Here is a 25,780-nt window from a genome sequence, read left to right as displayed (position 1 = left end):
CGGAAAACAGGCGGATGGAACCTTGCAGGATCCAATATACGGTTGATAACCTTTGCCATTGGGCAGGCATGGGCGACTATGTGTTGATGCCGCCCGATCGCAGCTATGAGATCACACTGCAATATGAAGGCGAACCTCCGCATGGAGATTCATTTCACGTTGTTGAGATCGCGGGGCGCCCGTTTCCCGGATATGCATGGGGCAGCATGTTCGCAATATCCGAATGCTCGAACTTCATTGCCTTCAGTTGGATGGAACAGAAATTCGAAAGGCTGACGACGGTTGTCGACGTGACGCATTCCAGATACTTCGTTTTGCCGCGATATATCTACCATCCGCGCATCGAATGGCCCTCAATTCTAGATGCAACGCACGAACAAGAAGGGTGCGCGTTCGAAGGCACGGAGATTTGGACAAAATATTGACGATGCAAAGCATGATCACCTGTCCAAGCGCTCGTTCGTGAGACCGCCAAACGAACCTCGCGACTGTCCGTTAACGAGAGAGCTGGAAGTCCCTTATGGGTCGGGCTGCGTCAGCCCGCTCTTCAAATTCATCGCCGGAAAGCGGCCAGTGGAATTCCGCTTCCCGGAAGCTGCCAGTCGGCAGTGCGTACTCACGACCCTTTACGGTCGTACACATTTCTCGTCAACGGCCATTCAGGCGAGCACAGACGCCGACGCTGCACTTGGGGTCTTACCTGGAGGCGCATGATGTGGCGCCGTCATCGGCCCTTGCGCCGGAAGGTGAACACGGTACCGCCGCAGCAGCTGCCGTCCCGCAGGTAGACGTCGAAGGTCTTGCCGACGACGGCGTAGCTGACCGTCACGACGTCCACGGCGTCGTCGGGCAGATAGGTGCCCGACATCGCCGGCACGAAATCAATCGTGTCGCGGACGAGCAGGTAGAGATGCTCATCATGGACGGTGCTGGCGGGCGACAGCGTCTTCAGGTCTTCCTCCACGACGCTGTCGTGGGGCTGGCTGATCTCGTACTGCATGCCGGCGTCGCGGTAAGGGATCGACAGCACCACCTTGCCATCGACGCTCAGGCGCATGGCGAGCGAGGTGTCTACCGTGACCGTCATGCTGTTGAGACGGTGCAGGTCTTCGTGCGTCAGGCTCACGTCCGAGAACTCGCGGCGCGCCATCTCGATGGACGATACGTTCGATTGCCATCGGCCTTTGTCCCTCCATGACTCCCACATGCCGTTGGCGCCGCCCGAGCCGCTGATGCCATCGAGCGTATAAGTGCCGATCGCCTGCGTGAGAATCTCGCGCTTCGAACCGATGACAATTTCCGAGGTCTGATGCGCGTCAACGGGCAAATGCCGGTCGCCACGGGCGGAAACCCAACTGCCACCGAGGGTGTCGCTGGCCACCTTGCCGGTGAAGGTGCCGGTGCGTTGGCCGGCGCTGCCGATCTCGTCCATCGTAAAGGTACCTGACGGGTCGATCTTGCCGCTCAGAGAGATATCATTGCGCTTGCCGTCGTAGCGATAGCTTCCTGACAGCCTGCCGTCGACATTCTTAAGATCCATCGTGAACGCATAGCGATCGCCGATGCGACCCGCAAAGGTCTTGTGGAAGTACTGAGAGTCGGCTAGCGCCGTGTTGGCGGTCATCCAAAACAGAAGCAGCGCGGCGAATTGCAGGGCGGGACGGAACATGGAGTGTGGTCGGGATTGGAGGTGGCGCAATTGTGACACGCCGTGCCAATCGGTCAGGCTTGGCAACGCGCGGGAATCGTTTGGCTGAAAGAGTTCTCAGCGCAGTGATCGTCAACAATTTCGGACTAAGCTTCGACGGACCGCTTGTGGCCGCAATTCGTCCTCGGGCTGCTCCAGCTAAAGGTAGTCAACCTGTGCTCCTCTAGCAACGTAGCCGAAAATTTTGAAGCCGTTCTCTGTCGTTACACCAGGGACATGCACCGACTGGAGTAGACGCAGTACAGCGTCGTGCTGTGCAGTTGACGTCACCTCAACCTCGACCCATTCATCCTCTTCATGACGACCGAAGAAGTGATAGAACCATTCCCGATCCCACGCGCTGATTCCACCGCTACGAAGGCTGCGAACGCGGAATCGAGGCGACAATTCCCCAAGCCCATGCATACCCATCCGTAATTCGGACCATTTTGTATCGTTCATAACAGGAATCATGGGTTGAGCCCGCCTATCGAAAAGCCGATGTAGAGAATCATGCAGCCCCAAAATCGGGCCGTCCCTCCTGGCTGCATTGTTGACGATTCTCGCGCCAGTGTCGAACGACTGTTAGTGGCCGGAACCCGGAAGATCGTCGCCTACCCGCGATTCGCTCTCCCGGTTGCGGTGACAAATTTCTGAAGCCGACCCGGAGCGGACCTTCGGCATTCTCGTTAGCGGATGGTCGCAGTTCCTCTGTTCGAGCCGGGAAAGTTACAGACCACGCAGAAGTTTCGGCATCGAAGTTTCATCTAGCACATCGGCAGGGCAGTTCAGACGGCCCTGCAATGACCACTGCGCGGTTACCCGAGACGCTCGCGTCGCGAGAGAACCTTCGATGCCACCTCACAAAATCGCGAACTATTTCAGTACACCGTTCAAGGCATGAGCACACACTTCTTTTTCCCAGGCTGAAGGAGAATTTTCGTCGCGATAGTACCGCTGCAGTATTTCACCTGGTCCAACTTCGACATATCGAACAGGAAGCCACGCGCCGTCTTTGTGACCGTCAAAACATCACCGTCCAGCATCGGGTATGTAGTCGTAGTACCGGAGACGATGGGTGTACCCTTGACCAAGCTGGAATCTATGGTGCAATTCGTCGCGAGACCCTGCATGGGAACGCTGGACAGATACGAAAAGCTGACGATGACACCATTGGACTGCTTCACCTCAAGATCGTGAGACACCTCTTTCTGGTCAACAGAGCATTCGAGACTGTTCGGGTCTGCGACTGCCGCTGACGCATTGCCAGTAAGCACAATTGCCACACAAAGCGCAATTCCGGTTCTCTGCACAATCATGTTCCTTTCACATTGACAATAAAGGGGCTGCTGCCGAGTGACCGGAAGTGTCCCGGAACGACTCATTCAACAACTGGCAGAAGTGCAAGCCGCTGTCACAGGCTAGGAACGTCAGCAGACCAGTCGCTGCTACTGCGGCGAAGAACAGTCATTTCATGATTTGTTCTGCAGGCGGCGACGAGGCCTGTGCTACATGGCTTCAAAGCGGCGATGCAGGTCCCGACAGACTCCAATCGTTTGCCGGCTCGTACGCAACCTGACCGAAATACACCATCCGCCAATTCTGCAACTTGGAAAAATCTTTCGCGAAACCCGCGACGGAATCGTGGACCAGATAGTCGAAGAAGTCGAGCAAACGGTCGCGCTGTTCCGCCTCGCCGACAATCAGCGAGACATCCTCATATGCTCTTGCAAGCGTCTCTTCCCGCAAGCTGAGTTTGCCGCCGTCAAGCCGTTTGGTCTCGGCGGAAGCAGTCGCCTCATTCACAGCGTTGCCATCCGCCGTGATAATGGCGAGTTCCTTCCTGACGTTCGGCACGAGGTCGTTATTGTGGGTCTCGGTCAGTACCTGTTCGGCTGCCGCAACCCGCGCCTGGGCTTTCTCGTCGTTCGTGAGCTTCGACAGATAGCTGCGCGCGATATACATCTGAAAGAGATGATCCGACGTCGCTTTCTCAACGGGGCCGCTTGCCTTCGCGCGGCTCATGTACGAGTCGAAGAGCGCGGCTGTCTTTGACGAAACGTCGAACGCCCCCTTGATACCCGGACCCAGAATGTCAAGCGCGGACAGCGGTACGCCCGCCGCTCTTGCCGCGCGATACATATGAAGCAGCGGCACCTGGCTGAGTTTGTCTTCGTCCTTCAAGGCGCGCGTCTGCTCGCCCGGCGCGTATCCGCCGCCGACGTCCGAATGCACACCCGGATAGATGACTTCGTGAACATTGGCAGGATAGTGCTTTCCGTCACGCACGGAATCGAGCGGAAACGAGTCTCTGACTTCATGTGCGGCGATGTAGTGAACGCACTGCTCCACCATCGCCGGTATGCGCAGATCCTTCGCCCACTCGTAGTGGCCGTCCTTGCTCGTGACGGACAATCCGATGCCTGCCAACGGCGAAATGACATAGGTGCCAATCCTGACGAGAGGACTGTGATCATACGTTTTGGCGCTTGCGGGCACGCCGGCCGAAGCGACGGTGTCGAACAGTCCCATGAAATAGAGGCGAATGGGATGCCCTTGATACGTCCAGCCGCCGGCACCCTGGCGACAGTCTTTCGCAATTCGAATCGCGAAAGCCCGTGCAAGTGCCGCACCGCGCGAAAAGCCGAACAGCGCCAGATTGATCATGCGTATCGGCTGTGACGGATTTTTTGCGCGTGCTTTGGCTTTCGCCACCAGTTTGTCGAAATCAGCGCACGCTTTCACAAGCCGCGCGTCGCCGCCCGATGCCACGCCAAGCCCCATCGTGCTGTAGTCATGCTCGCCGATTTCCGGATACGGCGTACCGAGTCCGGGAACATAGATGGCGTACTTGCCCAACTCGTCATCGCTTTCCGGATGTGTCAGGAAGAGCCGCGCGACGTTGCTGTGCTTGAGCTTCGGTGTGTCGTTGAAGCGGTTGTTGCCCGTTCCATCAAAGAACACCGAGACCCATACCGTCTGGGAACAGTCAGGCGTTCCGGGCTTTTTCGACGGGTCAAGGCAAGCGATTGCGGCCGCCCGTTGCCGGCGCTCTTCGAGCGACAACGGGCGTAATCCTGCCAATGGCGGAAGCTGGGTATCGTCGAGCATGTCTGCCCCGTCAGCGAACGTAAGGCAAACGGCGTTCGAGCTTCAAACGCGGTGGCGAAGGGCCGTCGTCACCTGAAATCGCGCCTTCGATATGTCCATCCGGATAGAAGTGCACTTCGAGATATGCAGGCTTCTCCGGAATAGGCCCTTTGACTTCGACATGCGCCTTCAGATGATCCTTGTCGGCGGGTTCGACAATCTTGTCCGACGGATAGGCCACGAGTGCTTCGCGCATGTAGTCGACGTCGATCGTGAACGGCGTTTTCGTCGAACGATCGAGCAGCACACAGCAGGCGTATTTACCGCCACCCGATGTCTTTGTACTCAAAAAGACGTTGCCACCCGATATGCCGTTGACCGCGAAGTCCAGCAATGCCCGATCCGTGTAGTCGTAACCGACCAGTTCGAGCTCATACGGCTCTTTCGCGCAACCCGTCAAACTTGAAGATCCCACCATACCGACTCCGACAAGAATTCCGACCTTGAGCAGATTTCTCAAACGCATCACTCGAGTTTGTCCTCACAAAATGCGATCAGCGCGCGACGTGCACGGTCGGCGAGCAGCAAAGAACTGTTCCTTTCCTGGTCGCTCGACCCATTCAGCGCGTCGGCTACGAGGTCGTAGCGCATCGATTCATCGATCATTGCCAGCAAATCGTCGTCCGTCTGCGCCAACATGTATAAGATTGAATCGACGACTCCCGCGTCGGTGAAGACGCTTACCTGTCGATCGTTCAACTTCAGTGGCGCGAGATATGGCGCATCGGCCTGAAACTCGTGGATCACTTTCTGAAGCGAACCCTTGCGATCCAGATACCACCATTCGTCCAACATCGCGAGATACGACTTCAATTGGTATTCAGTCAATGCTTTTACCAATACGGGAATCACGCGTGTGTCGAACAGTTTGACCTGCCATTCCGTTCCGTCGTCGCATCTGGCATCCAGTCTAATCCGGAGCGCGTCGGTCAGGCGTAGAAGCGAAAGCGGTGACACGATGAACGATAACCCGCGTGGATCCTCGACACATTTCTCGCAAAGCAGGCGCACTACATCGGACTGCGGCGAGTGGATTGCGATGACGAATGGCCCGAATTGCCGTTCGCCGATGTCATCCGGCGCGTCGAACACCAGTTCGATGTTAGGGGTCGCCGGAAAATCGAGCGCTTTCCCCGATAACACAGAGAAAAGCGTTGGATAGGCGACGCCATATACCAGGGCATAAAGCGCCCGTCCAGCGGCGTGTGCATGGAATCCGGCGATTTCCTGCTCCAGCGCTCCGGGCGCCATCGACTCGTTGACGGACACGTTTGAACTCATTTCGTACCCAGCAGCGCGCCCTGCGAGTATTCAGCGAGCAGGCAAGGAATGCAGATGGATTTCGGCATCGACGGCAGCGGATACACATCGCCCGTCGGCCCCGCAAACGAATGTTGACTTCCCTTGATGTCAATCTTCCCTGGCGCGTGAATCTCGATGTTTCCGCCTTTGATCCGAAGGTACGCGCCCCCCGATGTAAGCAGGATCTCCTGCTTCGCCGCCGCTTCGATGTTTTCCGTCGCGGACAGTACCTTGAAGGTCTTCTGCGCAGTCAGTTCGATGTTATCGGCATGGGCCTGAATCTCGAGTTTGCCCTTGGCCGCGAAGAGTTTCATCCCTGCGCTCTGGACAAACAGGCTGAGCTTCTCCCCCACGCTTGCGATCAGCGACTTACCCGCTGCGATATGCGTGCTTTGCCCACTGACCAGATTGATCTGCTGTGCCGCCGACACATGCGTCGAATCGTGCGTCGACATGCCGATACCCGCCGGACTCGCGAGCGCGATTACGGGTTGCGCGAACGCATTCGCACTGCCCGTGCCGCCGCCCGCTGTTCGACCACCCGAGGCTGAACCCTCGACGCTGTCTTGCATCGCATCGGCAAACGACTTCAACGCGTCGGAACCGCCTTTGAGGTTCTCCGCTTGATGCATCTCGCCAGCCGCGGACATCGCATCGATCACACCCTGTGAATTCGTGATTTGCTGCCGCGTCTCGCTCACATCCAGTTGCTGGCTGCCCACGCTCTTCGCGTACGTCGTCATGAGGAGACCTTCGGCAGCCCGTACCGCGCCGTAGTTGTCTGTGGCGAGATCGAACCCGCTGCCGAGATACGCACCGCGCGTGTTGCCATTCTGCGCGACCAGATAGCCCAGGTGCAGACCAGAATTTGCCGTCGTACTGTAGAGGTGCAAGCGGTTTTGGCCCGTCGCGTCGTCCATCACCATCTGGTTGTATCCACTACCTCCGAATTCCTTCGAACGATAGCCAGACAGCAAACCATTCGAATGCCACTGCGGTTTCGCCGCGCCGTTGTAGACCCTTGCCACCACAATCGGACGGTCACAATCGCCATCGACGTAATCGACCAGGACTTCCTCGCCAACACGCGGCAGATGCACGCCACCATAAGCACCGCCCGCATCCGACTGCACGACGCGCAGCCAGCAGGACGCCCGCTCGTCGCCGCTATTGAGCCGGTCCCAAACGAAACGTACCTTGATGCGATTCAGTTCGTCGGTATAGACCGCTTCGTTCTGCGGGCCGACGACTATCGCCGATTCAAGCTGCACATCCGGCTTCGCGTGCTCGAATGGACTCCGATAAGGCACAGTTGTCCGCTGCGCCTCGATATCGACGCGATAGAAGCCTTCCGATCCATCGCTGATCAGCGTGCTCGGCGCAGATGCACCCTCATGTCGTGCACGCACTGCCGCCACCGTTGCCTGAATGCTATGCGGAAAGACGGGCGCATCGCTGCTGACAGGCAGGTTGTTCTCGATTGTCCAGACGGTTTCGATCACGGCGAATTCCCGCTGATCGGCCGCATCGCGATCGTGATCGGGATGGCCGCTCAATGTGAAGCGCTGTCCGGCATCGATACCGCGCATACCGCCGACACCATGAAAGCGCTTCGCTCGCGACTCCCACTCTTCCATACGGATGCGCGACAGCTGATCGCCGCGATCCTGCTCGCCGTAGGTATAAGCACCGGTATATTCGTACACCTCTGCCTGCGCCGGCAATGCGCCCTGTGATGGCATCGTCGGCGTGCTGGTACCCTTGGGGTTATAAACACCGGCGGGGCTTTTATAGTCGAACGTACGCGTCGTCAACAGCGCGCTTTGCAACGTGCGCGTACCCGACCATTGTGTGAGCGCATCCGTTTCGCTGTTCGTTCCAGCACGGTAGAAGCTCACCGTTTTCGGCGACGTGGGCTTGAATGACGACAGATTGTCTGTGATCAGCAGCATATGTGACTTGCCGTCCTCTGCCTGCTGCCAGAAACCATAAAGACCTTCCGATTCCAGCAATCGATGCACGAAGTTCCAGTCGTATTCGTCCTGCCGGCAATACGAACGCGTAGGCAACTGCCGGGAGAGTGCAAACCGGAATCGTCCTTGCGCCTGGGGATGAGCATTGAAAACATCACTGACGATTTCTTCGACGCTCACGTCCTGCCAGATACGCTGATCGCGCCTGAACTTGAGGAAGTGCATCCACGACGCGAAGCCGATCTGATAGCTCGTTAGCGTGCTATCCGAACCGAGCCGGCGTGCGGTATGGACAAAGCCGTTATGCGGCAAATAGGACTTATCGGACTGCTGGATCCAGAGCGTAACGGGCTGCGCGATCAGTTTCTTGAGTTCGATGTTCGACGACGTCGAAACGACGTCCAGCGTGAACTCGAAGTGCCGCCCGATGGGCGATTTGCCGACCACTCGTTGCGGTACAAGTACATCGCTGCCGAGCGGCGTATCCAGTTTCAACAGCCGGTCGCCCTGTGCAAGACGACCAGTAATGGCCGCGATAACGTCCTGCGCCCCCATAACGCCTCTTTTTGTCCGTTACTACTTAACCCGCGCGATTCTACAAGAATAAGACGAATAAACCATTGGCCAGATTTTAAAAAATCTTTAAATGGGAATCGAGAAAGGTTAAATATGCGCCGGGCATTTTAAATGGCGCGAAAATTCTACGTATGATTCCGTATATCCGGTAATGCATACCGGGTGCTTTCGCGTAGGGTCAGCGGCTAACGGATGCATCGCGGCGAATCAAGCCGCCCGCACACCGTAAGCGCTCATAGCCGAATCGATCTGCTGCGACTCGGTCGTGATGGGATACAACCGGTAGCTCGGCGCGACGCTGACAGAACCGCTTCGTCGAACATCACGAGACTTCCTTCGGTAAAGACGAATGGAGGTATTGCCAGCGATTCATGTCATCGCGTCGAATGGCTCCTATTGGCCGCACTGCGGCGCACGACCGAGGACAATGGTCACTCGTGCTTTCCGCACGTGGCTTGGCGTTCATACATAGCTTGCGAATAGGGAAGCAGATCGTCGTCGTAACCGGCGCTGTATTTTCCGTAGCCGACGAACTCGTAGTAAATGTTCATCGCCTCAATATGTGACGATGCCCAGAACGTCCATACCCATTCACTGCCTGGCTCGTTGAGGCTCCGAGCGGCGTCTCCGTCCGGCCCATGCGGGATGCATGCAGGAAGATAGTTGCCACGCCCGTCCGGGCAATACCAAACCTCATGAAGGTAGCCTAACTCCCTCGTCATCCAATTCCGTCCTTCCGGCCATTTCTTTCGTTACACGAATTGTTGACGATTTCACGCGAGCCGTCGAGTGGCCGTTCTTGGCCGCGTCGTGCCCGACGCCGATCGTGTCGGTGCTCGACGATGCGCTGGGCAACCGTCGACCCATAAGAAACCTCCAGCTCTCTCGTTAACGGACAGTCGCGAGGTTCGTTTGGCGGTCTCACGAACGAGCGCTTGGACAGGTGATCATGCTTTGCATCGTCAATATTTTGTCCAAATCTCCGTGCCTTCGAACGCGCACCCTTCTTGTTCGTGCGTTGCATCTAGAATTGAGGGCCATTCGATACGCGGATGGTAGATATATCGCGGCAAAACGAAGTATCTGGAATGCCTCACGTCGACAACCGTCGTCAGCCTTTCGAATTTCTGTTCCATCCAACTGAAGGCAATGAAGTTCGAGCATTCGGATATTGCGAACATGCTGCCCCATGCATATCCGGGAAACGGGCGCCCCGCGATCTCAACAACGTGAAATGAATCTCCATGCGGAGGTTCGCCTTCATGTTGCAGTGTGATCTCATAGCTGCGATCGGGCGGCATCAACACATAGTCGCCCATGCCTGCCCAATGGCAAAGGTTACCAACCGTATATTGGATCCTGCAAGGTTCCATCCGCCTGTTTTCCGTCGCAACGAAGGTTTTTCACCTGATTGTGGATGATTCGCGCAGGTATGTCGAACGACCGCTCCTGGCCGCGAACGGCAGCTCCGTGTTGCCTACTCGTATTCCTTGCCGGCGATGAGCATGTCGGCGACACGGCGCCAGGGATTCGTTGGGACATCGTAAAACCGGAGTCCATTCTTGGACGCTTCGGCCCACGCAGCAGCAGCATCGAGGAACGCACCAATCGATCCATTTTCCCAGTCTGACGGGCTAGGCGCGACGGACCAGTCGCATGCAAGCGCATGCAGAAAATCAACAAAGGACCGTTCATCGACCACCCGAGCTAACGCCTCGCGCAAGCCGCTGGGATCCTCTCCTTTTTGGGTGCCTCTCATCTTTCACCGTCGACATGAATTCAGTTGCTCCGATTGTCAGCTATCCTGGCGACGCCGTCGACTGGCCGCTCCTGGCCGAAGATCGTCGCAGGCCCTTGACAGCAGCCGACCTAGCAGTCGCTTACGCCGAAAAGGCGACTTTAGCGAGTAGCCCACCAACGCTCAGCCTCGTCGATGTGAGCGCATAGCGAGTCCGCAACTGCCATCGGCGAAGTGCCGTCGTCGAATCTAAACCAGTTGTCAGCATCCGGTCCCGGCGACCCAAGTCTATGACGCTGACTGGATGCAAATCGTGCGCCGTGACCTTGCCCGCCGATATGAATTTGCCCCAATAGGTGGTGATTCCCTCTATACCGCATTGAGATAGCTCCACGACGAAACCTCCCCCGTGTCGGTCGAACTGCACCGTCAACAGATCGATTCGACTTTCTCGCTGCCGTCGAAAGTGAGGCAGCGAACCTTTGAACCCTAGCTGACGGAGCGCGGGAACAAAGCGCACTTTCAACGCGTGGTTCATTTCGTCACGGCTCATCGGTGTGTCCAGTCAGAATGAGTCAGTAAAGTCATGTTCGGACTTCGGTTTTCCAGTCGAACAGTAATTGGGCGACGCGGCTGGAATGTTCAGGATTCGCACGCAGACCCATTTGCTCGCTCGCGATGCTGTCGAGGTATACCGCGATTATCGACGCATTCGCTCCCTCACCCTACAGCATTGAGAAAACGATAGGCAGGTACCCGTAATATTCGTCGCGTGCCGCCGGGCTGTTTGCGACGCCAATCGGGTCCCAAACATAAAACAGAACTTCGTCCACTCGCCGGTGCAGTTCCAGTTCATCATCGGCCAACTTGTATCCCATGGGCTTTCCCTTACCTCACCACTCGCTCATCAAGAGACGAATACGGAAATTGTCCACGATCTAGGCGTCGGCGTCGACCGACGGCTCCTGACCCGGCTAGCGCCCGACGACCAAGCATGGTGATCGTCGCAGGCGAGGCCTTTCATGCAAAGGGCATAGGCGACCCCCACAAGGGACCGTGGTGCTTCCAGAAGCGGCCATTCGCGGGGAGGCGGGCCTTCCGTTGACCGAGGCCGCCGGGCTATTGATTCTCGGCGCTTCCCTCATAAACTCCCAATCTCTCCTAGACGATAGCGAAGCGGTCGCCGAGCTCCTGTTGAAGATCATCACGCATCGCCGCCGCCGACGCTTCAAAGCGCTCGTACTCATGCGCGTCCCATGGTCCCGGGTCTGGAGGGTATTCCCAGTTAAGTGATAGGTCATGCCACGCAGTCATTTCCGCAAGCTTTCTACGCGTCTCGTCAGCTAGCGGCAGCGAGTCCTCAATCGGACCAACTCCGTATGTGCTGCGAGTTGTGTCGTCTCCCGCCCAAATACAACCACCGCCCCACTCGAACATGAGCCTGAGACCAAATGGTTCAATCATCGGAAGTCTCCGCGTTTGTAATAAGCTCAAGCGCGGATAGCACAAGCGAGGTCTGTCGAGATTTCACCAAGAATGCGAAAGGCAATGAATGGCTCCTCCGCGACGCGTTCCGAATCGACAACAAGCAGATGGGCATAGCCGTCGGCCGCTTTGCCTCGGGTTCCGTCGATCAAAAGCTCAAGCTCAGGGTGGCTTACGTTACCGGCAAGCACTGAACGCAGAGCAGCATGGAATTCGCTATTGAAAGTGGAAATATTTTGAAGCTGTTGTGCTTCCCAATTCGAAGCGAGCCATTCGAGGTTTTCCCGCAATCGGTCCGTCAACTGGAGTGACATTCTGCATTTCCTGCGAAGTGAGCCCGCCTCCCGGCAACTCGGAGGTGGGTGAGTCCTGCGGATTGTGAACGATGTACCCGGGGTGTCGAGTGACCGGAACTGGCCGCACCCGGCCCGACGGCGTCGGACGGTCGGCCCGATGCGGAAGTTCCGTAGAACGGCGAGCGTTGCTCTTTCGGACTAACTGCGCAACGGCCGATGAGTAACTACTGTGGCGGCATTGTCCATCCGCGCACGCAGCGGCATGGCCATTTTGTCACGGTGGGGAATTCCCGGCACGACACGGGGCCGTCTCGTCAGCCATGTAGCCTGTCGCCATGCGGCTAGGTTCGAGTGAGTAATAGCCCGCTATATACAGCTTCCCATCCGGGGAGCATTATTTGATGCCGGATATTCTTACCGATCGACGTCCAAACGACTCGGGAGTGTCAGCATGGATTCGATGCCGGTTGCAACGGACACGCTGGGGTTCGACGTTGCGTGCGCCGCATTGGAAAGCGCAACCCGTGATCTGCAGAGACTCACGGACGATCCCACTGCCACCCTCGCTGCGCTATCAAAGGCGCAGCGCCATTACGATCTCTCCAGGACGCGGTGGTTGCAGTTTGAATGGCAATTCAGGGCCGCGGCCGTCCACGCGCTCGAACCATCGCCTCTGCGCGTTGGCCAGCTGTTAGTTGTTGGACCGGACAAGGCCATCCGTGAATCTCTCGCGGTTCTTTTAGCCGTGAAAGGATATGGCAGACCGAAGGCATCGGGTTTTGATGCTTTCGACTTCGCGGATGCATCCGGCGGACAGCTTGTCATTGTGGATGTGCCGTGGCATTCGGACACCGCGGCGCGGTGGTTTGTTGAGAGCTTCGACGGCTCTTCCGACAAGCCCCACATTATCGCGCTGGTGCACCCAGAAGCAGACAACTTCAGCGGGAAAGTAGATCGGGTCGTCGCCAAACCACTTGTCCTCCACGCATTGCTTGAGGCAATCGGCGATATCGACAGAACGGTTGCGATGCTGATGGATCGCAAGACCACCATGTCGGCTCCGACGGCTGTGCCTCTGCCAGCTTCCAGTGTATCCCTGCGTGTCGCCTGAGCGGTTGACCGCCCCGCAACGCCGCAAAAGCGCCTCGACGCCCCGTTCCGCTTCTACGGCTTCAACGGGTTTGATCCAATCGTCAATGGTCAATCAAGACTACGGCACGAGCGCTGAACGTGTTCATCCACCGACCATGCGGGGCAGCCGACTTCGCTTCCAGCAAGTGCGCCTGTCCTGCGAAGTTCCTCGAGGAAACGCAATACGTGCTCGCGGGCGCCCATTTCCCAGACGTCAACGTGCCCTGCGCCTTCAAACAGGGCGAGCCGGCGCGCCGAGCGCACAGCCGAATAAAGCCGCGTGAAATGCTCAGGCGGAATGACCGGGTCCCGAAGGCCGCCGCATACCAGCACCGGCGCGCGTACGTGGCCTATTGTCGAGAGGTTGTCATATCGGTCCCGTACCATGCAGCGAAACGCAAACAACGGAAAGCGCGCTCTCGCAATGTCGGCGATGCTTGTGAACGGCGCCTCCAGAATCAGCGCGGCGAGCGTTTGGTACTCGGAAGCCATACGGACCGCGACACCTGTTCCCAGCGAAAAACCATGTACGGCGACTCGGTGCGTGCGCGCTGTGACAAAATTGAGCGCCGCGCGGCCGTCCGCGTACAGGCCCGCTTCGGACGGCCGTCCGGGCGCACCGCCATAGCCGCGATATTCGGCAAGATACACGCCGTGACCGGCCGCGAGCAGGTCGTGTGCAATCCGCGCGCGTTGCGACAGATCTTCTCCATTGCCATGGAACAGCACGACGGTGTATGCATCCGTCTGGCTTGCGGGCGCGTATCGACCCGTCAGCACGAGACCGTCCGCGGTGCGCACCGTGACGGGCTCGAACCGATCGGCTGCACTGTTGCGCGGCAGGCCTCGCACCCGTTCAAGGGGATAGACGAGGCGCCCCTGTAGCCAGAACAGCAGCGCGACGACTGACGCATAGCCGATAAGACCGACGACGAGCAGCGACAGCAAAACGACCCACACCGCTGTGCTCATGCTGTTGCGCCTTGCGTCGGCACGTGCTCGGTGCAACTCACCTGCCAGGCCGCGCCATGCTGCCGCAAAAGCGTTTCCAGGCGCGCGCACGTCAACGGCGGCGGGATGGCGAACTGCGGTTCGCGCCGCGTAAGCTCGCGCCCGAAACGCGCAAAGGTCGCGAAGTCGCGCGGATAACGGGTTATATCGACGCCGACGAAGCGGCCCGCCCGTTGCGCCTTGTCGAGCAGCGCACGCCAGTGCGCGATGGGCGCAAGGCCGATGCTTTCCACGCCGTGCGAGAAAAGCATCAGGTCGATTTCATCAAATGCGTGCTGCTGCATCTGCAGATAGCGTTCGAGCGCCCGCGCAGAAGGTTCGACGCAGAACAGCAGCCAGAAAGGCAGCGCATGCAAACGCATGGTCGTCAGTGGCTCCATCAGCAGGAACGAATCGACCACGAGCCTGCGCGCAATGATGCCCGCGTCGCGATACCAGTCGCGATACACTGCCGCCGTCACGAAGCTCAGACACTCGGGTTCCGTATAGCGGAGCTCGACGATTCGCCATTGCATTTGCACCGCCAGCGATTCGAGGTCGCGCGTCAGTGTTTCTTCGAAGCCCCACTCTGCTTCGGGCGCGATGTCATTGGGTTCGGGCGGATCCCAGCGTGTGCGCGCAATGCCGTACCGTGCGAGGTATGCCCGCACCGACGGGCCGCCGCGCAAATACTCGTCTTCCGTCGCACCGCCTGTCGCGCCGAACTGATAGACGGCGCGCGGGCCGATGCGGGTGACAGGCCAGGATCGCGTGCAGACGTTCACGTACAGCGTCCCGCCGGGCCGCAGGTTGCGCAGCAGAAATTCGCGATAGGCAAGCGTCAGAGAGAGAAGCTTCAGGCGGAAATAACGCATCGAATGCAACATCAACCTGTCCTGGTTCGGGTCCTGCATCTGATGGACGGCAATGCGCTCGTCGGCCGCGAGAAACCCATCGATGATCGGGCGGCCTTCGTCGAAACCACGGCTGGCGTCGTCGGGATCACTGAACGGCGCGCGCACAGGACACAGGAATGTCTGCGGCAGCCAGGGAATCCGCATCGCGGCTGCGAGATGAACGAGTGCGCCATTCGATGAGCCGATCATCGCCGCATCGTACTGCCGTTGGGGATAAAGACCCGCCAGCCATTCGGCGATGCACTCAATGTTCAGGGTGCGTGCCTGGCGTGCGCTGATGCCCTCAAGCATCCCGCCTATGGTGTAGCACCGCTCCCTTGTACGACGGGGCAACCAGTTGACGGTCGTCATCAACCCGTCCTGCCACTGCGACTGGCTGGGGCTGACGAATGGCTCACCGTGCAGCGTCGCGGCCAGCGCCTGCGCCATGCCGGCCGCCGAGTCAAAACGTGCAATGCCGGGCGGCGCCTTGCTCATGGTGTAGCGACGACTTCAGATGTGCGCGCGGCCGCCGCGAGAAACGGAGCGATTGCCTGCGCGAATGTGTACGGATAGACGTAGTTCAATGTGTGCGTGCCTCTATCGATCATGGCCAATGACCCATGTGGCAGAAGCCGCGCGACCCGCGCCGCCCATTCAGGGGGTGCGACGGGGTCACGCGTGCCTCCTACAACCAGCGTCGGCGCCATGACGTGCGGCAGCCGCTCTTCAATCCTGTCGCGGATCAATATCTGCATCGTCGCAAACGCGCGGCCCAGGCCTGCTTTAGCGTAGTCGATGCGCCCTGTGGCGGCGGGCGACCGCGCCCGCTCGCGCCGGCCGTTGACGAGATCACGCCAGGCCTGCGCGACGAGCGTGCGCGCTGCCGGATCGGTGGTTGGCCCTTGCAGCACAAGCCGGTCGACGACTTCCGGGTGGCGGCACGCGAGCAGGGCGAGAATCTCACAACCGAACGAATTGCCGACGAACGCCGCCCTGTCGATGCCGAGCGCCGCGAGCCAGTCATGCAGCGCATCGGCGAGCTGCGCGAGCGTCAGCGTGCGTGCTTTATCGCCGCCGATAAAGCGGCTTTCGCCGAAGCCCGGCAGGTCCGGCGCGAGCACCCGAAATTGCCGGCCGAGCGCGCTTGCAAGCGGCTCCATGTAGCGGCTCGAAATCACCAGACCGTGCACCAGCACGACCGGTAGGTTCTGCTGCGCGATCGCTGGTCCCGCATGGACCCGATGAAACATGCGGCAGTCGCCGACGTCCGTATAGGTGCCGTCGATGGCTGCCGCGCGGCTGGCATCTGTCAATGCGGGTGTTGTCTTGAGCCGGCGCCATGTGATCGCCAGCCACGACGCGGTGCAACCCAATCCCAAACTGACGGCCAGAATCAGGGCAAAAAGTTTCATTGTGTCTCTTTGCGACGGCGCTGACGCGGTCCCGCATCAGCGGCGGCGGCGCTTTACGGAAATTGGAAGCATGCGCCATGCCGTCCCGCAGGGTTTTTTTGCGTTCACCGCACCCCCGTACCCCTTTTGGAATGAGCCGCTACAGGCGGGCTGCCCGCCAAAGTGGCGGAAATGGCCTGCTACGCGCAAGAGCTTTGGCCCTACCTGGTACGGCCTGGCGACCACTCCAGTCCCAGCACTGTAATTTCGAGATGTTCGCCATGGTCGCGCGCCCGAGCGATCGTCGAGCACGTGCGCCTGTCAGCCCGGACCGCGTGACACGCAACCCACCAGCAGACGATCGAATGATTGTTCTTGCAGTCGTTTTTCCGTACGAGCAGTTCGCGATCCGCCAGAGCGTGACCAGCGCGGTACATCGTTCATGCGACTGTGCCTTGCCCGGCATGACCCGCGCGGTAGAAGTCGCGTCCAACTGCGTGTCCGTTGTGCAGGGTGGTCGGTTGTTCATGATCAGCAACGTCGCCCGTTCCGTCAGGCGTAGCCTTTAGTCCGGGCGAATGCTCGCACAGGACAATCCACCTCGACGGATGAGCGGGCGGTCGAACAGATGCGTCGCGGGCACAATCGATGCTGGGCCTTTGCTGTCCACGGTGGGAACAGATGAAAAAGCTGCTCGAGATCTCCCTTGGCGTCGTCACAAGCGTCGGTGGCTTCCTTGAGATGGGGTCGCTCTCAACGGCCGCTCAGGCAGGCGCCGCGTTCCGTTTCCAGCTCATCTGGCCAATCGTCCTTGGGACGCTATGCATCGTCTTTCTGACTGAGATGTCAGGACGATTCGCCGCAGTGAGCGGCCACACGATCGCCGACGGCATCAGGGACCGGTTCGGTATCAAGTTCTTCCTTTTCCCCTTCGTAGTGACGGTCATCGTCAATGCACTGGTCCTGTCTTCGGAGATCGGAGGCGTCAGTGTTGCCCTTGAACTGGCCAGCGGGGTAAAGCACCAGTGGTGGGCATTGCCCGTTGCGGTGCTTGCATGGCTCGTACTGTGGCGCGGCACTTTTGGGCTGATCGAAAAAGGCATGTCATTGCTCGGCCTCGTCACGTTGAGCTTTGTCGCCGCAGCAGTCATGCTCAGGCCCGACTGGCACCAGGTCGCGTTGAGCGCCCTGCCCAGCTTGCCGCATAAAGATCCGGCAAACTACTGGTTCACGGTGGTGAGCATCCTCGGCGCCTCGATCACCTGTTCCTCTTCTATTCGTCCGGTGCCATAGAGGATCACTGGGACCGGGGATACCTCGGCGCGAATCGCGCGATCGCCAGCCTCGGTATGGCGTTTGGCGGCACCATTTCGGCGGCCGTCCTCGTTGTCGGTGGATGCGTGTTTCCCGCTCATGGCATCACGCACGTCGACAACTATCACCGGTTGCCGCTGATGCTCGTCGTCGTCCTCGGTTCCTGGGGGTTTGTACTGTTCATCGCCTCGCTCGCCTTCGCATGCTTCGGCGCCACGCTGGAGATCGCGCTTGAGCAGGCGTATTTCTTTGCTCAGGGCTTCGGCTGGAACTGGGGCGAAAACCGCAAGCCGCGCGACGATCCCGCATTCAGCCTCGTCTACACGTGCGCACTCGCGATCAGCGCGATACCGATCGCGGCGGGCATCGATCCGCTCAAGCTCACCGTATTGTCCATGGCGCTCACGGCCATGAGCCTGCCGCTCACCGTGATCCCGTTCCTGTCGTTGATGAACGATGAGCGCTATGTCGGGCATCGCCGCAACGGTGCGTTTTCCAATGCTGCGGTCGTCGCCATCGTCGTGCTCAGCTTCGTGCTGGCGATCGTCACAGTGCCACTTCAGATTTTCGGAGGCACGTAATGGATCTCGTTCGGGATGTGCTGGACAAACAGCTGGTCGATCGACATGGTGCGAAGATGGGACGGGTCGACGGCATCGTCGCCGAGTTGCGACCGGGACGCCCACCGGAATTGATTGCGGTTGAGACGGGTTCGGTAGCAATGGCGCGGCGGATTGGATAGAAAGCGGGACGTTGGATCGCCCGGCTCGCCGGCAGGATGGGCGGCACACATTGCGCCGAACCGTACCGGATTGCCTGGAGCCGGATCGGCCGCATGGAGATCGACATCGAGGTGGATGTGGACGCGCGTGATACACCGCTTGGCAGCTGCCAGCGCTGGCTGCGTGAGCATGTCGTCGAGCGCATTCCTGGATCGCGTTGATGACGCAGATCAATATCGATCTCCTCGTCGGCCAGCGAGTGCTGACTCGAGAGGGCGTAACACTCGGCCGCATAGAGGCAATCAAGATCGTGCGCGACCGCGACGCCTGGCTGGTCAGTGAATTTCACATCGGGCCGGGCGCATTGCTTGAGCGCCTCGCCATAGGTCTGCTACCGGGCCTGTTGCGCGAAGCAATGGAGCGCAGGGCTCGCTCACACCGTCAGCGGATCTCGTGGAACCAGATTGACCTGTCTGATCCGAGACATCCGCGCCTGGTGTGCGATGAAGCTGCCCTCCGACGCCAGTGACGCAGGAGTTGCGACGGCGCGCGAACGCGCAGCGACAGAAGTCAGCGCCAACGGACCATCCCGAATGGCTCGTTGAAGACGTGGCTTCCGTGTAATCGTTGCCAAGGACGACGCGGCCGCGCTCGGTGCGTTGAGTTCGATTGCCATCGTCCCGACCTGGACCGTGTCGGTCATGGAAGGCGTCATGCTCTGCCGCCTCATTTTGTCGGGACAGGCTGCCGCGATGACTGTTGTATGGAATCTGCCGTCTTAAATCGCTTTCGGATAACCTATAATATGCTACGTACTACTTATCATAATCGCGCGACGTTGCTAATTCGCTTTATGTCAAATTGAAATGAATGGCTGCACTCGTTCATCTCTAAAGTGAGGAAACGTCAAACCGCCGAACCGCGCGAGGTTTCCTCCAGATCTGCAACGATCCAGCTAAGGCAACTCTGTGCCAGTTCATCCAGCTGACGTCCAGCCAGCGTAATCACCTGAAGCCGGCGCTGCGTCAGCAGCGGGTTGTCGAACGGGATCGCCGTGAGGCCGTCGATGCCCATCCGCTTCGCAACGGACACGTAGCCCGAGGGCATGATCGCCTGAGGCACTGCCTGAGCGAAACGATACAGCGATGCGACGTAGCGGCTCGTCATCATCGGCACGATATCGATGCCTTCGACATTGCATGCGATATCGAACAACTGCCGGTTGGTCGTGCCTTTGTCCTGTAGCACGACGGGGTATCCGCCAAGATCCCGGAGTGAAATCTGCGTCTTGCCCGCGAGCGGATGATCGAGATGCATCAACGCCATGACTGGGGCTCTTTGCGTGAACTGCACGACGACACCCGGCTCCGGCTTAAAGCTGAACGCAAGCGCGATTGACGCTTGCCCCGACAGCAACAGTTGGCTCGCGCGTTCCGACGACACCACCTCCAGTTCAATCGCGATATCCGGATGGTCGCGACAGAAAGTGCTCAGCGACACGGGCAGGAAGTCGAACGCAAATCCTTCCGTGCATGCGATCGTGATGGTTCGCGCGCGCCTGCGCTCCTCGCCCTGGATTTCATCTACGACAGCCTGTGCGTCAGATTGCGTGCGTTGCGCATGACGCAGCAACAAACGCCCCGCATGCGAGAGCACCATCCCGCGCGCGTGACGCTCGAAGAGCGGCACGCCGATGTCGCCTTCCAGCTTCGCGATATGGCGGCTCAACGCCGAAACGGTGAGGCCCAGCTTTTCCGTCGCCGACGACAACGAGCCGGCCTGCGCGACAACCGAGAAATAGTAGAGAGACGGCTCGAGCAGTTTGCGCATCTTCGACTCTGGGAACAACCGAGGTTTGATTTATACGCAAATGTACCTTGTTTGATTGCGAATACCAACAAGCGTTCACGCGGTTAATCTGATTGCAACCGATCGACCATTACGCAACCTATATGACCCGACAAAGCGCAATCGCCCAGGTTCTCGCGCACTTCGACAGCGGCGCCTTCCTTGAAACCTTGAGCCGCCGAGTCGCGCTCGCGACTGAAAGTCAGCGCGCAGACGCCGCACCGCTCTTGCGCCGCTACCTGTCGGAAGAAATAGACAGCCAGCTGACATCGCTCGGCTTCACGTGCGAGATAGTGGAAAACCCTGTGAAGGGCATGCCCCCGTTTCTGATCGGAGAGCGCATCGAGTCAACGGACTTGCCGACTGTGCTCCTGTACGGACACGGCGATGTCATCGGCGGCGACGCTTCCAACTGGTCAAACGCGCGCTCGCCGTGGCAGGTGAAAGTCGAGGGCGAACACTGGTATGGCCGCGGCATCGCGGACAACAAGGCGCAGCATTCGATCAATCTCGCGGCGCTCGCAACTGTCTTCGCGCAACGCGGCGAACTCGGCTTCAACGCGAAGATCATCTTCGAGATGGGCGAGGAAGTCGGATCGCCGGGACTCGACGCCGTTTGCTCGATGCTGCGCGAACGCCTGCGAGCCGACCTGCTGATCGCCTCCGATGGTCCGCGCCAGCGCGCGGCCTCGCCGACGGTATTTCTCGGCTCGCGCGGCGCGCTGCATTTCCGTCTGACGCTCGCCAATGCATTCGGCGCACGTCATTCAGGCAACTGGGGCGGCGTGCTCGCCAATCCGGCGACGGTGCTCGCGAACGCGCTGGCGAGTCTCGTCGACGGCCACGGGCGTATCCGTATCAACGGTCTCCTTCCCCCCGCGATTCCGCCGCAAGTGCGCGAGCGCGTCGCGCATCTGCCAATCGGCGCGGATGAGGGTGATCCGCCTTTGTCGCCGAACTGGGGCGAACCGGGTCTCACGCCCGCCGAACGCGTGTTCGCATGGAACACACTCGAAGTGCTTGCGATGCAATCGGGTAACGTAGCCAATCCCGTCAGCGCGATTCCGCGCGCGGCGGAAGCCGTATGCCAGTTGCGTTTCGTCGTGGGCACCGACTGGCATCGCGCGAAAGAGCTGATCGAAGCGCATCTCGCACGCGAAGGCTTCGACGGAATCGAAGTGACCATCGAGGCGTCGGGCGCCGCTACGAGGCTCGATCCCGACAACCCCTGGGTCGCCTTCACCGAGCGTTCGATCGAGGCATCGACGGGCAAGCCCGTGACGCTGCTACCGAACCTGGGCGGCACGATTCCGAACGAATGTTTCGCCGACACGCTCAGCCTGCCGACGATCTGGATTCCGCATTCCTATCCCGGCTGCCGTCAGCATGCGCCCGACGAGCACGTGCTCGCACCCGTCATCCGCGAAGCGCTGCAACTGATGACGGGTGTCTTCTGGGACCTGGGCGAGCCAGGCGCGCCGCACAACAGCTGAATCCTTCCCGACTCATTGCACGGAGCACACACCATGAATTCGACTGTAATCGACGATGACGTGCGCCGCCCCGACGCGAAACCCATGCGGCGCCTGATCGTCGCGACGAGCATCGGCAACGCGCTCGAATGGTTCGACTTCGCGGCGTATGGATTTTTCGCCGTCACGCTGTCGAAACTGTTTTTTCCCGCGCATGACGAAACCGTCTCCTTGCTGATGACGTTCGGCACCTTTGGCCTCTCTTACGTGTTCCGGCCGCTGGGCGCGCTGTTGCTGGGACGATATGCGGACCGCAGCGGCCGCAAAGCGGCGCTGCTCGCGTCGCTTGCGTTGACGACGATCGGCACGCTCGTCTGCGCGGTCATTCCCACTTATGCGCAGATCGGACTTGCTGCGCCTGTCAGCCTGATGGCGGCGCGCATTCTCATCTCCTTCTCAACGGGCGGCGAATTTGGCAGCGGCACCGCGCTCATGATCGAACAGAAGAGCAAACGCAAGGCCTTTCTCGCGAGCTGGCAATTCTCCAGCCAGGGCCTGAGCACCGTTCTCGCGTCGTTTGCGGGGCTCGCGCTCAGCACGCAGTTGTCGCCGGAACAGATCGAATCGTGGGGATGGCGCGCGCCTTTTGTTTTCGGTCTGCTGGTCGCGCCCGTCGGGCTTTATATCCGCAGGCACATCGACGACACGTTGCCCGATTCCGCCCACAGCGCAAAGCGTAACGCCCCCGTGCGCGAACTCCTCGCACACAACAAGGGCCGCATTCTGCTGGCGGCAGGCGTCATGGCGGTGTCGACAGCCGCGAGCTACCTGATGATCCTCTACATGCCGACGTACGCAGTCAGGCAACTGCACCTGCCGGCATCGACGGGTTTCGCCGCGACGGTCGTAACCGGCGCGATCCTGATGATTTTCACGCCGCTGATGGGCCATCTCGCGGATCGCTTTGGACGCAGCCGCATGATGGTGATCTCGGCCGTCGTGACGCTCGTCACGATCTATCCGTGTTTCGCATGGCTGCTTTCGAGCCCGTCGTTCTCCGTGCTCATGGCGATCATGGTGCTCGCCGGTGCGCTCAAAGCGATCTACTTCGGTCCGCTTGCCGCCGTGCTTTCGTCGCTCTTTCCGACCAGCGTGCGCAGCACGGGTCTCGGATTCAGCTACAACATCGGCGTCATGGTGTTCGGCGGATTCACGCCGTGGCTCGTGACCGCGATGATCGGCGCGACTCACAATCCGCTGTCGCCCGCTTTCTATCTGATGGCGTGCGCGGCGCTGAGCCTCGCATGCGTCGCGATCTATCACTACAGGCTCGTCAAGCACATCTGACCCATGAACGATCTCACCAATGATTTCAGCGGCTGGCTGATGTATCACTCGGTCGGCGTGTATCCCGGCCACCGCGAAGCAATGTCGCACGCGCTCGCGAAATTCGCCGCCACGTGGTGCGCGCCCGACGACACGCGCTGGGACGCAGCGCTTGCCGCGCGCACCCAACTGCTCTCGGACTGGGCGGCGCTGATCGGCGCGCCTACCGCGAACGTGTTTGGCGCGCAAAACGTGACCGATGCGTTCGCCCGTTACCTCGACGGCCTCGCTGACGATGTGCTGCGCAATCGCACCGTGCTGGTCGCCGCCGATTGCTTCCCGAGCCTGCATTTCCTGCTGTCGGGCCTCGCGCAGCGACGCGGCTTCACGCTGCGCACCGTGCCCGTGCGCACGGGTGAAAGCTACGTGCGCGACGAAGACTTCATCGAGGCATGGACCGGCGATGTCGCGCTGGCCCTCGTGACGTGGGTGTCGTCGCTGACGTCGAAGCGCGTGAATCTTGCCGCGATGTGCGAACAGGCGCGCCGTCGCGGCAGCCTTGCCGCGCTCGATGTGACGCAAGGCATCGGCATCCTGCCGTTCGACCTGAACGACACGCCCTTCGACTTCGTCTGCGGCTCTACCCTCAAATGGCTGTGCGGCGCCCCGGGCACGGGCCTGGGCTATCTCGCACCGCATGCGCTCGAAGCGGGCGCGACGCCTGCCGTGCGCGGCTGGTTCAGTCAGGAGGATCCGTTCAACTGGAACATCGATGCCTTCACGTATGCGTCCGATGCGCGCCGCTTCGACACGGGCACACCTTCCGTGCTGCCTTTCGTCGCGTCGCAACCGGGCATGACGTGGATGCGAGGGCAGCCAGCGGGCAGCGTGCGGGCGCACAACCTCGCGCTGTGTCACGAACTCGTCGCACTCGTCGACGACAAAGGCTATCGCCTCCTCTCCCCACGCGCCGACGATGAACGCGGAGCGAGCATCATGGCCGAAGTCCCCGCCCATCTCGACGCCGCGAAGATTGTCGTGCAACTGAAGGACGCAGGCATCTTCGTCGATTCGCGCGGCCGCACGCTGCGCCTGTCGCCGGGTATTTGCACGACGCATGCCGGACTCGACAGACTCGCGCAATGTCTGCCGCGATGATCGCCGCCGCTATCTTCTCGCGCGCGCCACGGCGCATGGGAATCGCCTGCGTGCTGACGGGGCCGCCGGTTCGCGCGACCATGCCGCGCCATCGCCGCCCTTTCATCACCGATACGAATCCCCATGAACTCCACTTCCGATACTTCCACTCCCGTTGACGCAGCGATCGAAGGCGTGCAAGGCATACTCGTGTCCATGCCCTGCACCGACCTTCCCGCCACGATGCAGTTCTTCATCGCGCGCCTGGCGTTCCGGCTCGATGCAATCTTCCCTGCGGACAGCCCACGCACCGCGATCCTTTCCCGCGACGGTTTGAAGCTGCGGCTCGGACTCGACATACGTGACGGCATCAAGACGCTGGACATCATCTGCGACGATCCCTCGCAATTGTCCGGCGACACGCGCGAGCTGATCGCGCCGAACGGCGTCGTCGTTCGGCTCGTTCATGCCAATCCACCGATGGTGCTTCCGCCGACGTGCCAGCAGTTCGTGCTCGCACGCGCAAACGACGACACGCACTGGAGCGTCGGACGCGCGGGCATGCGTTATCGCGATCTGCTGCCCGAGCGGCACGGCGGTGCGTTCATCGCATCGCATATCCGCATTCTCGAAGGCGGTCCTGTACCCGATTACGTGCACTTTCACAAGATCCGCTTTCAGACCATCTTCTGCCGCAAAGGCTGGGTGCGTCTTGTCTACGAGGGGCAAGGCGACCCGTTCATTCTGGAAGCGGGCGATTGCGTGCTTCAGCCGCCCGAGATCCGTCATCGCGTGCTGGAAAGTTCGGCAGGCGCGGAGGTGATCGAACTCGGTAGTCCGGCCGAGCACATCACGATGGCCGATCACGACATGGCGCTGCCTTCGCCTGTCTATGATCCCGACCACGACTTCAACGGTCAGCGCTTCGTTCGGCATGTCACAAAACATGCGCAGTGGAAAGCGTGGAAATCGCCGGGTTTCATTGCGACGGACACGGGCATCGGCGCGGCGACGAACGGACTTGCGGGCGTGCGCGTGGTTCGCCCACAGGGTGACGGACACGAAGCTTTGCGTATTCACGACACCGAGTTCTGCTTCTTCTTCGTGCTCGCGGGAAGTCTCGAAGTCCTGCAAGGCGATCAGCAATGGCGTCTTTCAACAGATGACAGCATCGCGATCCCGGGCATGCTTCCCTACGCGTTCAAGCATTGCAGCGCGGATCTGGAATTGCTCGAAGTGACCTTGCCCGCCAACTTCTCACTTTCATGATCCTCCACTAATGACGGAAGCTGCCGTCTTGCTCTTTACGGGCAGCACGTCGCCGCTGATTTGACAAAGCGCGA

26 protein-coding genes and 1 pseudogene are annotated in these 25,780 nt (G+C 59.8%); 9 read left to right on the top strand and 18 right to left on the bottom strand.

Annotated elements, in window-relative coordinates; translation table 11 throughout:
* Positions 1-68: 68 nt before the first annotated feature.
* Complete coding sequence (locus tag QEN71_RS41665) at positions 69-425, top strand: hypothetical protein (RefSeq protein ID WP_290468278.1); 357 nt, start codon at positions 69-71, stop codon at positions 423-425.
* A gap of 299 nt (positions 426-724) precedes the next feature.
* On the opposite strand, the gene QEN71_RS41660 is transcribed toward QEN71_RS41665, so the two are convergent.
* The 14 genes from QEN71_RS41660 to QEN71_RS41595 form a co-directional block, all read right to left on the bottom strand.
* The gene (locus tag QEN71_RS41660) at positions 725-1,669 is read right to left on the bottom strand and encodes a hypothetical protein (RefSeq protein WP_290468277.1); all 945 of its coding nucleotides are present in this window, start codon (positions 1,667-1,669) and stop codon (positions 725-727) included.
* Between the two features lie 177 nt (positions 1,670-1,846).
* Complete coding sequence (locus tag QEN71_RS41655; protein WP_201662925.1) at positions 1,847-2,161, bottom strand: DUF6678 family protein; 315 nt, start codon at positions 2,159-2,161, stop codon at positions 1,847-1,849.
* 419 nt (positions 2,162-2,580) lie between these two features.
* Positions 2,581-3,006 (bottom strand): hypothetical protein, encoded by a 426-nt coding sequence (locus QEN71_RS41650; RefSeq protein ID WP_201662978.1) that lies wholly within the window; start codon positions 3,004-3,006, stop codon positions 2,581-2,583.
* A gap of 199 nt (positions 3,007-3,205) precedes the next feature.
* Positions 3,206-4,651: a T6SS phospholipase effector Tle1-like catalytic domain-containing protein gene (locus tag QEN71_RS41645; RefSeq protein WP_290468276.1), complete on the bottom strand. Its 1,446-nt coding sequence runs from the start codon at positions 4,649-4,651 to the stop codon at positions 3,206-3,208.
* A 157-nt stretch (positions 4,652-4,808) separates the two neighbouring features.
* On the bottom strand, positions 4,809-5,255 hold the full coding sequence (locus tag QEN71_RS41640) for a DUF3304 domain-containing protein (protein WP_201662995.1): 447 nt from the start codon (positions 5,253-5,255) through the stop codon (positions 4,809-4,811).
* A gap of 47 nt (positions 5,256-5,302) precedes the next feature.
* Complete coding sequence (locus QEN71_RS41635) at positions 5,303-6,106, bottom strand: DUF4123 domain-containing protein (RefSeq protein WP_201662998.1); 804 nt, start codon at positions 6,104-6,106, stop codon at positions 5,303-5,305.
* Between the two features lie 8 nt (positions 6,107-6,114).
* Positions 6,115-8,667, bottom strand: coding sequence for a type VI secretion system Vgr family protein (locus QEN71_RS41630; RefSeq protein WP_201662887.1), 2,553 nt, complete (start codon positions 8,665-8,667; stop codon positions 6,115-6,117).
* A gap of 452 nt (positions 8,668-9,119) precedes the next feature.
* Entirely contained in the window at positions 9,120-9,410 is a 291-nt protein-coding gene (locus QEN71_RS41625) for a hypothetical protein (protein WP_201662890.1), read from the bottom strand.
* 240 nt (positions 9,411-9,650) lie between these two features.
* The gene (locus QEN71_RS41620; RefSeq protein ID WP_201661997.1) at positions 9,651-10,007 is read right to left on the bottom strand and encodes a hypothetical protein; all 357 of its coding nucleotides are present in this window, start codon (positions 10,005-10,007) and stop codon (positions 9,651-9,653) included.
* Positions 10,008-10,165: 158 nt separating this feature from the next.
* Positions 10,166-10,447, bottom strand: coding sequence for a DUF7660 family protein (locus tag QEN71_RS41615; protein WP_201662000.1), 282 nt, complete (start codon positions 10,445-10,447; stop codon positions 10,166-10,168).
* A gap of 121 nt (positions 10,448-10,568) precedes the next feature.
* The gene (locus QEN71_RS41610) at positions 10,569-10,979 is read right to left on the bottom strand and encodes a DUF4304 domain-containing protein (RefSeq protein WP_233472187.1); all 411 of its coding nucleotides are present in this window, start codon (positions 10,977-10,979) and stop codon (positions 10,569-10,571) included.
* Between the two features lie 172 nt (positions 10,980-11,151).
* A complete protein-coding gene (locus QEN71_RS41605) occupies positions 11,152-11,304 on the bottom strand; it encodes a hypothetical protein (protein ID WP_201662003.1) in 153 nt (50 codons plus the stop codon).
* A gap of 283 nt (positions 11,305-11,587) precedes the next feature.
* Positions 11,588-11,890 (bottom strand): hypothetical protein, encoded by a 303-nt coding sequence (locus QEN71_RS41600; protein ID WP_201662006.1) that lies wholly within the window; start codon positions 11,888-11,890, stop codon positions 11,588-11,590.
* 26 nt (positions 11,891-11,916) lie between these two features.
* Positions 11,917-12,225, bottom strand: a complete 309-nt coding sequence (locus QEN71_RS41595; RefSeq protein ID WP_201662008.1) for a hypothetical protein — start codon at positions 12,223-12,225, stop codon at positions 11,917-11,919.
* A gap of 433 nt (positions 12,226-12,658) precedes the next feature.
* On the opposite strand from QEN71_RS41595, the gene QEN71_RS41590 reads away from it, so the two are divergent.
* Positions 12,659-13,318, top strand: coding sequence for a response regulator receiver protein (locus QEN71_RS41590; RefSeq protein ID WP_201662010.1), 660 nt, complete (start codon positions 12,659-12,661; stop codon positions 13,316-13,318).
* A gap of 89 nt (positions 13,319-13,407) precedes the next feature.
* Here QEN71_RS41590 and QEN71_RS41585 read toward each other — a convergent pair whose 3' ends face one another.
* The 3 genes from QEN71_RS41585 to QEN71_RS41575 are packed head-to-tail and all read right to left on the bottom strand — an operon-like array spanning position 13,408 to position 16,639.
* Entirely contained in the window at positions 13,408-14,310 is a 903-nt protein-coding gene (locus QEN71_RS41585) for an alpha/beta hydrolase (RefSeq protein WP_201662011.1), read from the bottom strand.
* Complete coding sequence (locus QEN71_RS41580) at positions 14,307-15,722, bottom strand: hypothetical protein (protein ID WP_201662013.1); 1,416 nt, start codon at positions 15,720-15,722, stop codon at positions 14,307-14,309. Before QEN71_RS41580 ends, QEN71_RS41585 begins: the two co-directional genes overlap by 4 nt.
* Positions 15,719-16,639 (bottom strand): alpha/beta fold hydrolase, encoded by a 921-nt coding sequence (locus tag QEN71_RS41575; protein WP_201662015.1) that lies wholly within the window; start codon positions 16,637-16,639, stop codon positions 15,719-15,721. Before QEN71_RS41575 ends, QEN71_RS41580 begins: the two co-directional genes overlap by 4 nt.
* 660 nt (positions 16,640-17,299) lie before the next feature.
* Between QEN71_RS41575 and QEN71_RS41570 the strand changes: the two are divergent.
* The 3 genes and pseudogenes from QEN71_RS41570 (at position 17,300) to QEN71_RS41560 (ending at position 19,183) form a co-directional block, all read left to right on the top strand.
* Positions 17,300-18,513 (top strand): annotated as a pseudogene (locus QEN71_RS41570) (NRAMP family divalent metal transporter).
* Positions 18,513-18,674, top strand: a complete 162-nt coding sequence (locus tag QEN71_RS44720; RefSeq protein ID WP_233472188.1) for a hypothetical protein — start codon at positions 18,513-18,515, stop codon at positions 18,672-18,674. The pseudogene QEN71_RS41570 and the gene QEN71_RS44720 overlap by 1 nt, the downstream one beginning before the upstream one ends.
* Positions 18,675-18,874: 200 nt before the next feature.
* Complete coding sequence (locus QEN71_RS41560; protein ID WP_201662017.1) at positions 18,875-19,183, top strand: hypothetical protein; 309 nt, start codon at positions 18,875-18,877, stop codon at positions 19,181-19,183.
* Between the two features lie 377 nt (positions 19,184-19,560).
* Here the strand turns inward: QEN71_RS41560 and QEN71_RS41555 are convergent, their stop codons facing one another.
* Positions 19,561-20,484, bottom strand: coding sequence for a LysR family transcriptional regulator (locus tag QEN71_RS41555; protein ID WP_201662018.1), 924 nt, complete (start codon positions 20,482-20,484; stop codon positions 19,561-19,563).
* Between the two features lie 122 nt (positions 20,485-20,606).
* Between QEN71_RS41555 and QEN71_RS41550 the strand changes: the two genes are divergently transcribed.
* The 4 genes from QEN71_RS41550 to QEN71_RS41535 all read left to right on the top strand — a co-directional run bounded on the left by QEN71_RS41550 (position 20,607) and on the right by QEN71_RS41535 (position 25,706).
* On the top strand, positions 20,607-21,995 hold the full coding sequence (locus tag QEN71_RS41550) for a M20 family metallopeptidase (RefSeq protein ID WP_201662021.1): 1,389 nt from the start codon (positions 20,607-20,609) through the stop codon (positions 21,993-21,995).
* 33 nt (positions 21,996-22,028) lie between these two features.
* Positions 22,029-23,321, top strand: coding sequence for an MFS transporter (locus tag QEN71_RS41545; RefSeq protein WP_201662023.1), 1,293 nt, complete (start codon positions 22,029-22,031; stop codon positions 23,319-23,321).
* Positions 23,322-23,324: 3 nt separating this feature from the next.
* Positions 23,325-24,458 (top strand): aminotransferase class V-fold PLP-dependent enzyme, encoded by a 1,134-nt coding sequence (locus QEN71_RS41540; protein WP_201662025.1) that lies wholly within the window; start codon positions 23,325-23,327, stop codon positions 24,456-24,458.
* 123 nt (positions 24,459-24,581) lie between these two features.
* Positions 24,582-25,706: a cupin domain-containing protein gene (locus QEN71_RS41535; protein WP_201662027.1), complete on the top strand. Its 1,125-nt coding sequence runs from the start codon at positions 24,582-24,584 to the stop codon at positions 25,704-25,706.
* Positions 25,707-25,780 lie beyond the last annotated feature (74 nt).

This window comes from Paraburkholderia sabiae (assembly GCF_030412785.1).
GTDB classification, from domain to species: domain Bacteria; phylum Pseudomonadota; class Gammaproteobacteria; order Burkholderiales; family Burkholderiaceae; genus Paraburkholderia; species Paraburkholderia sabiae.
The sequence above is the reverse complement of the archived record's forward strand: the minus strand, read 5'-3'. Positions and strand labels throughout refer to the sequence as shown.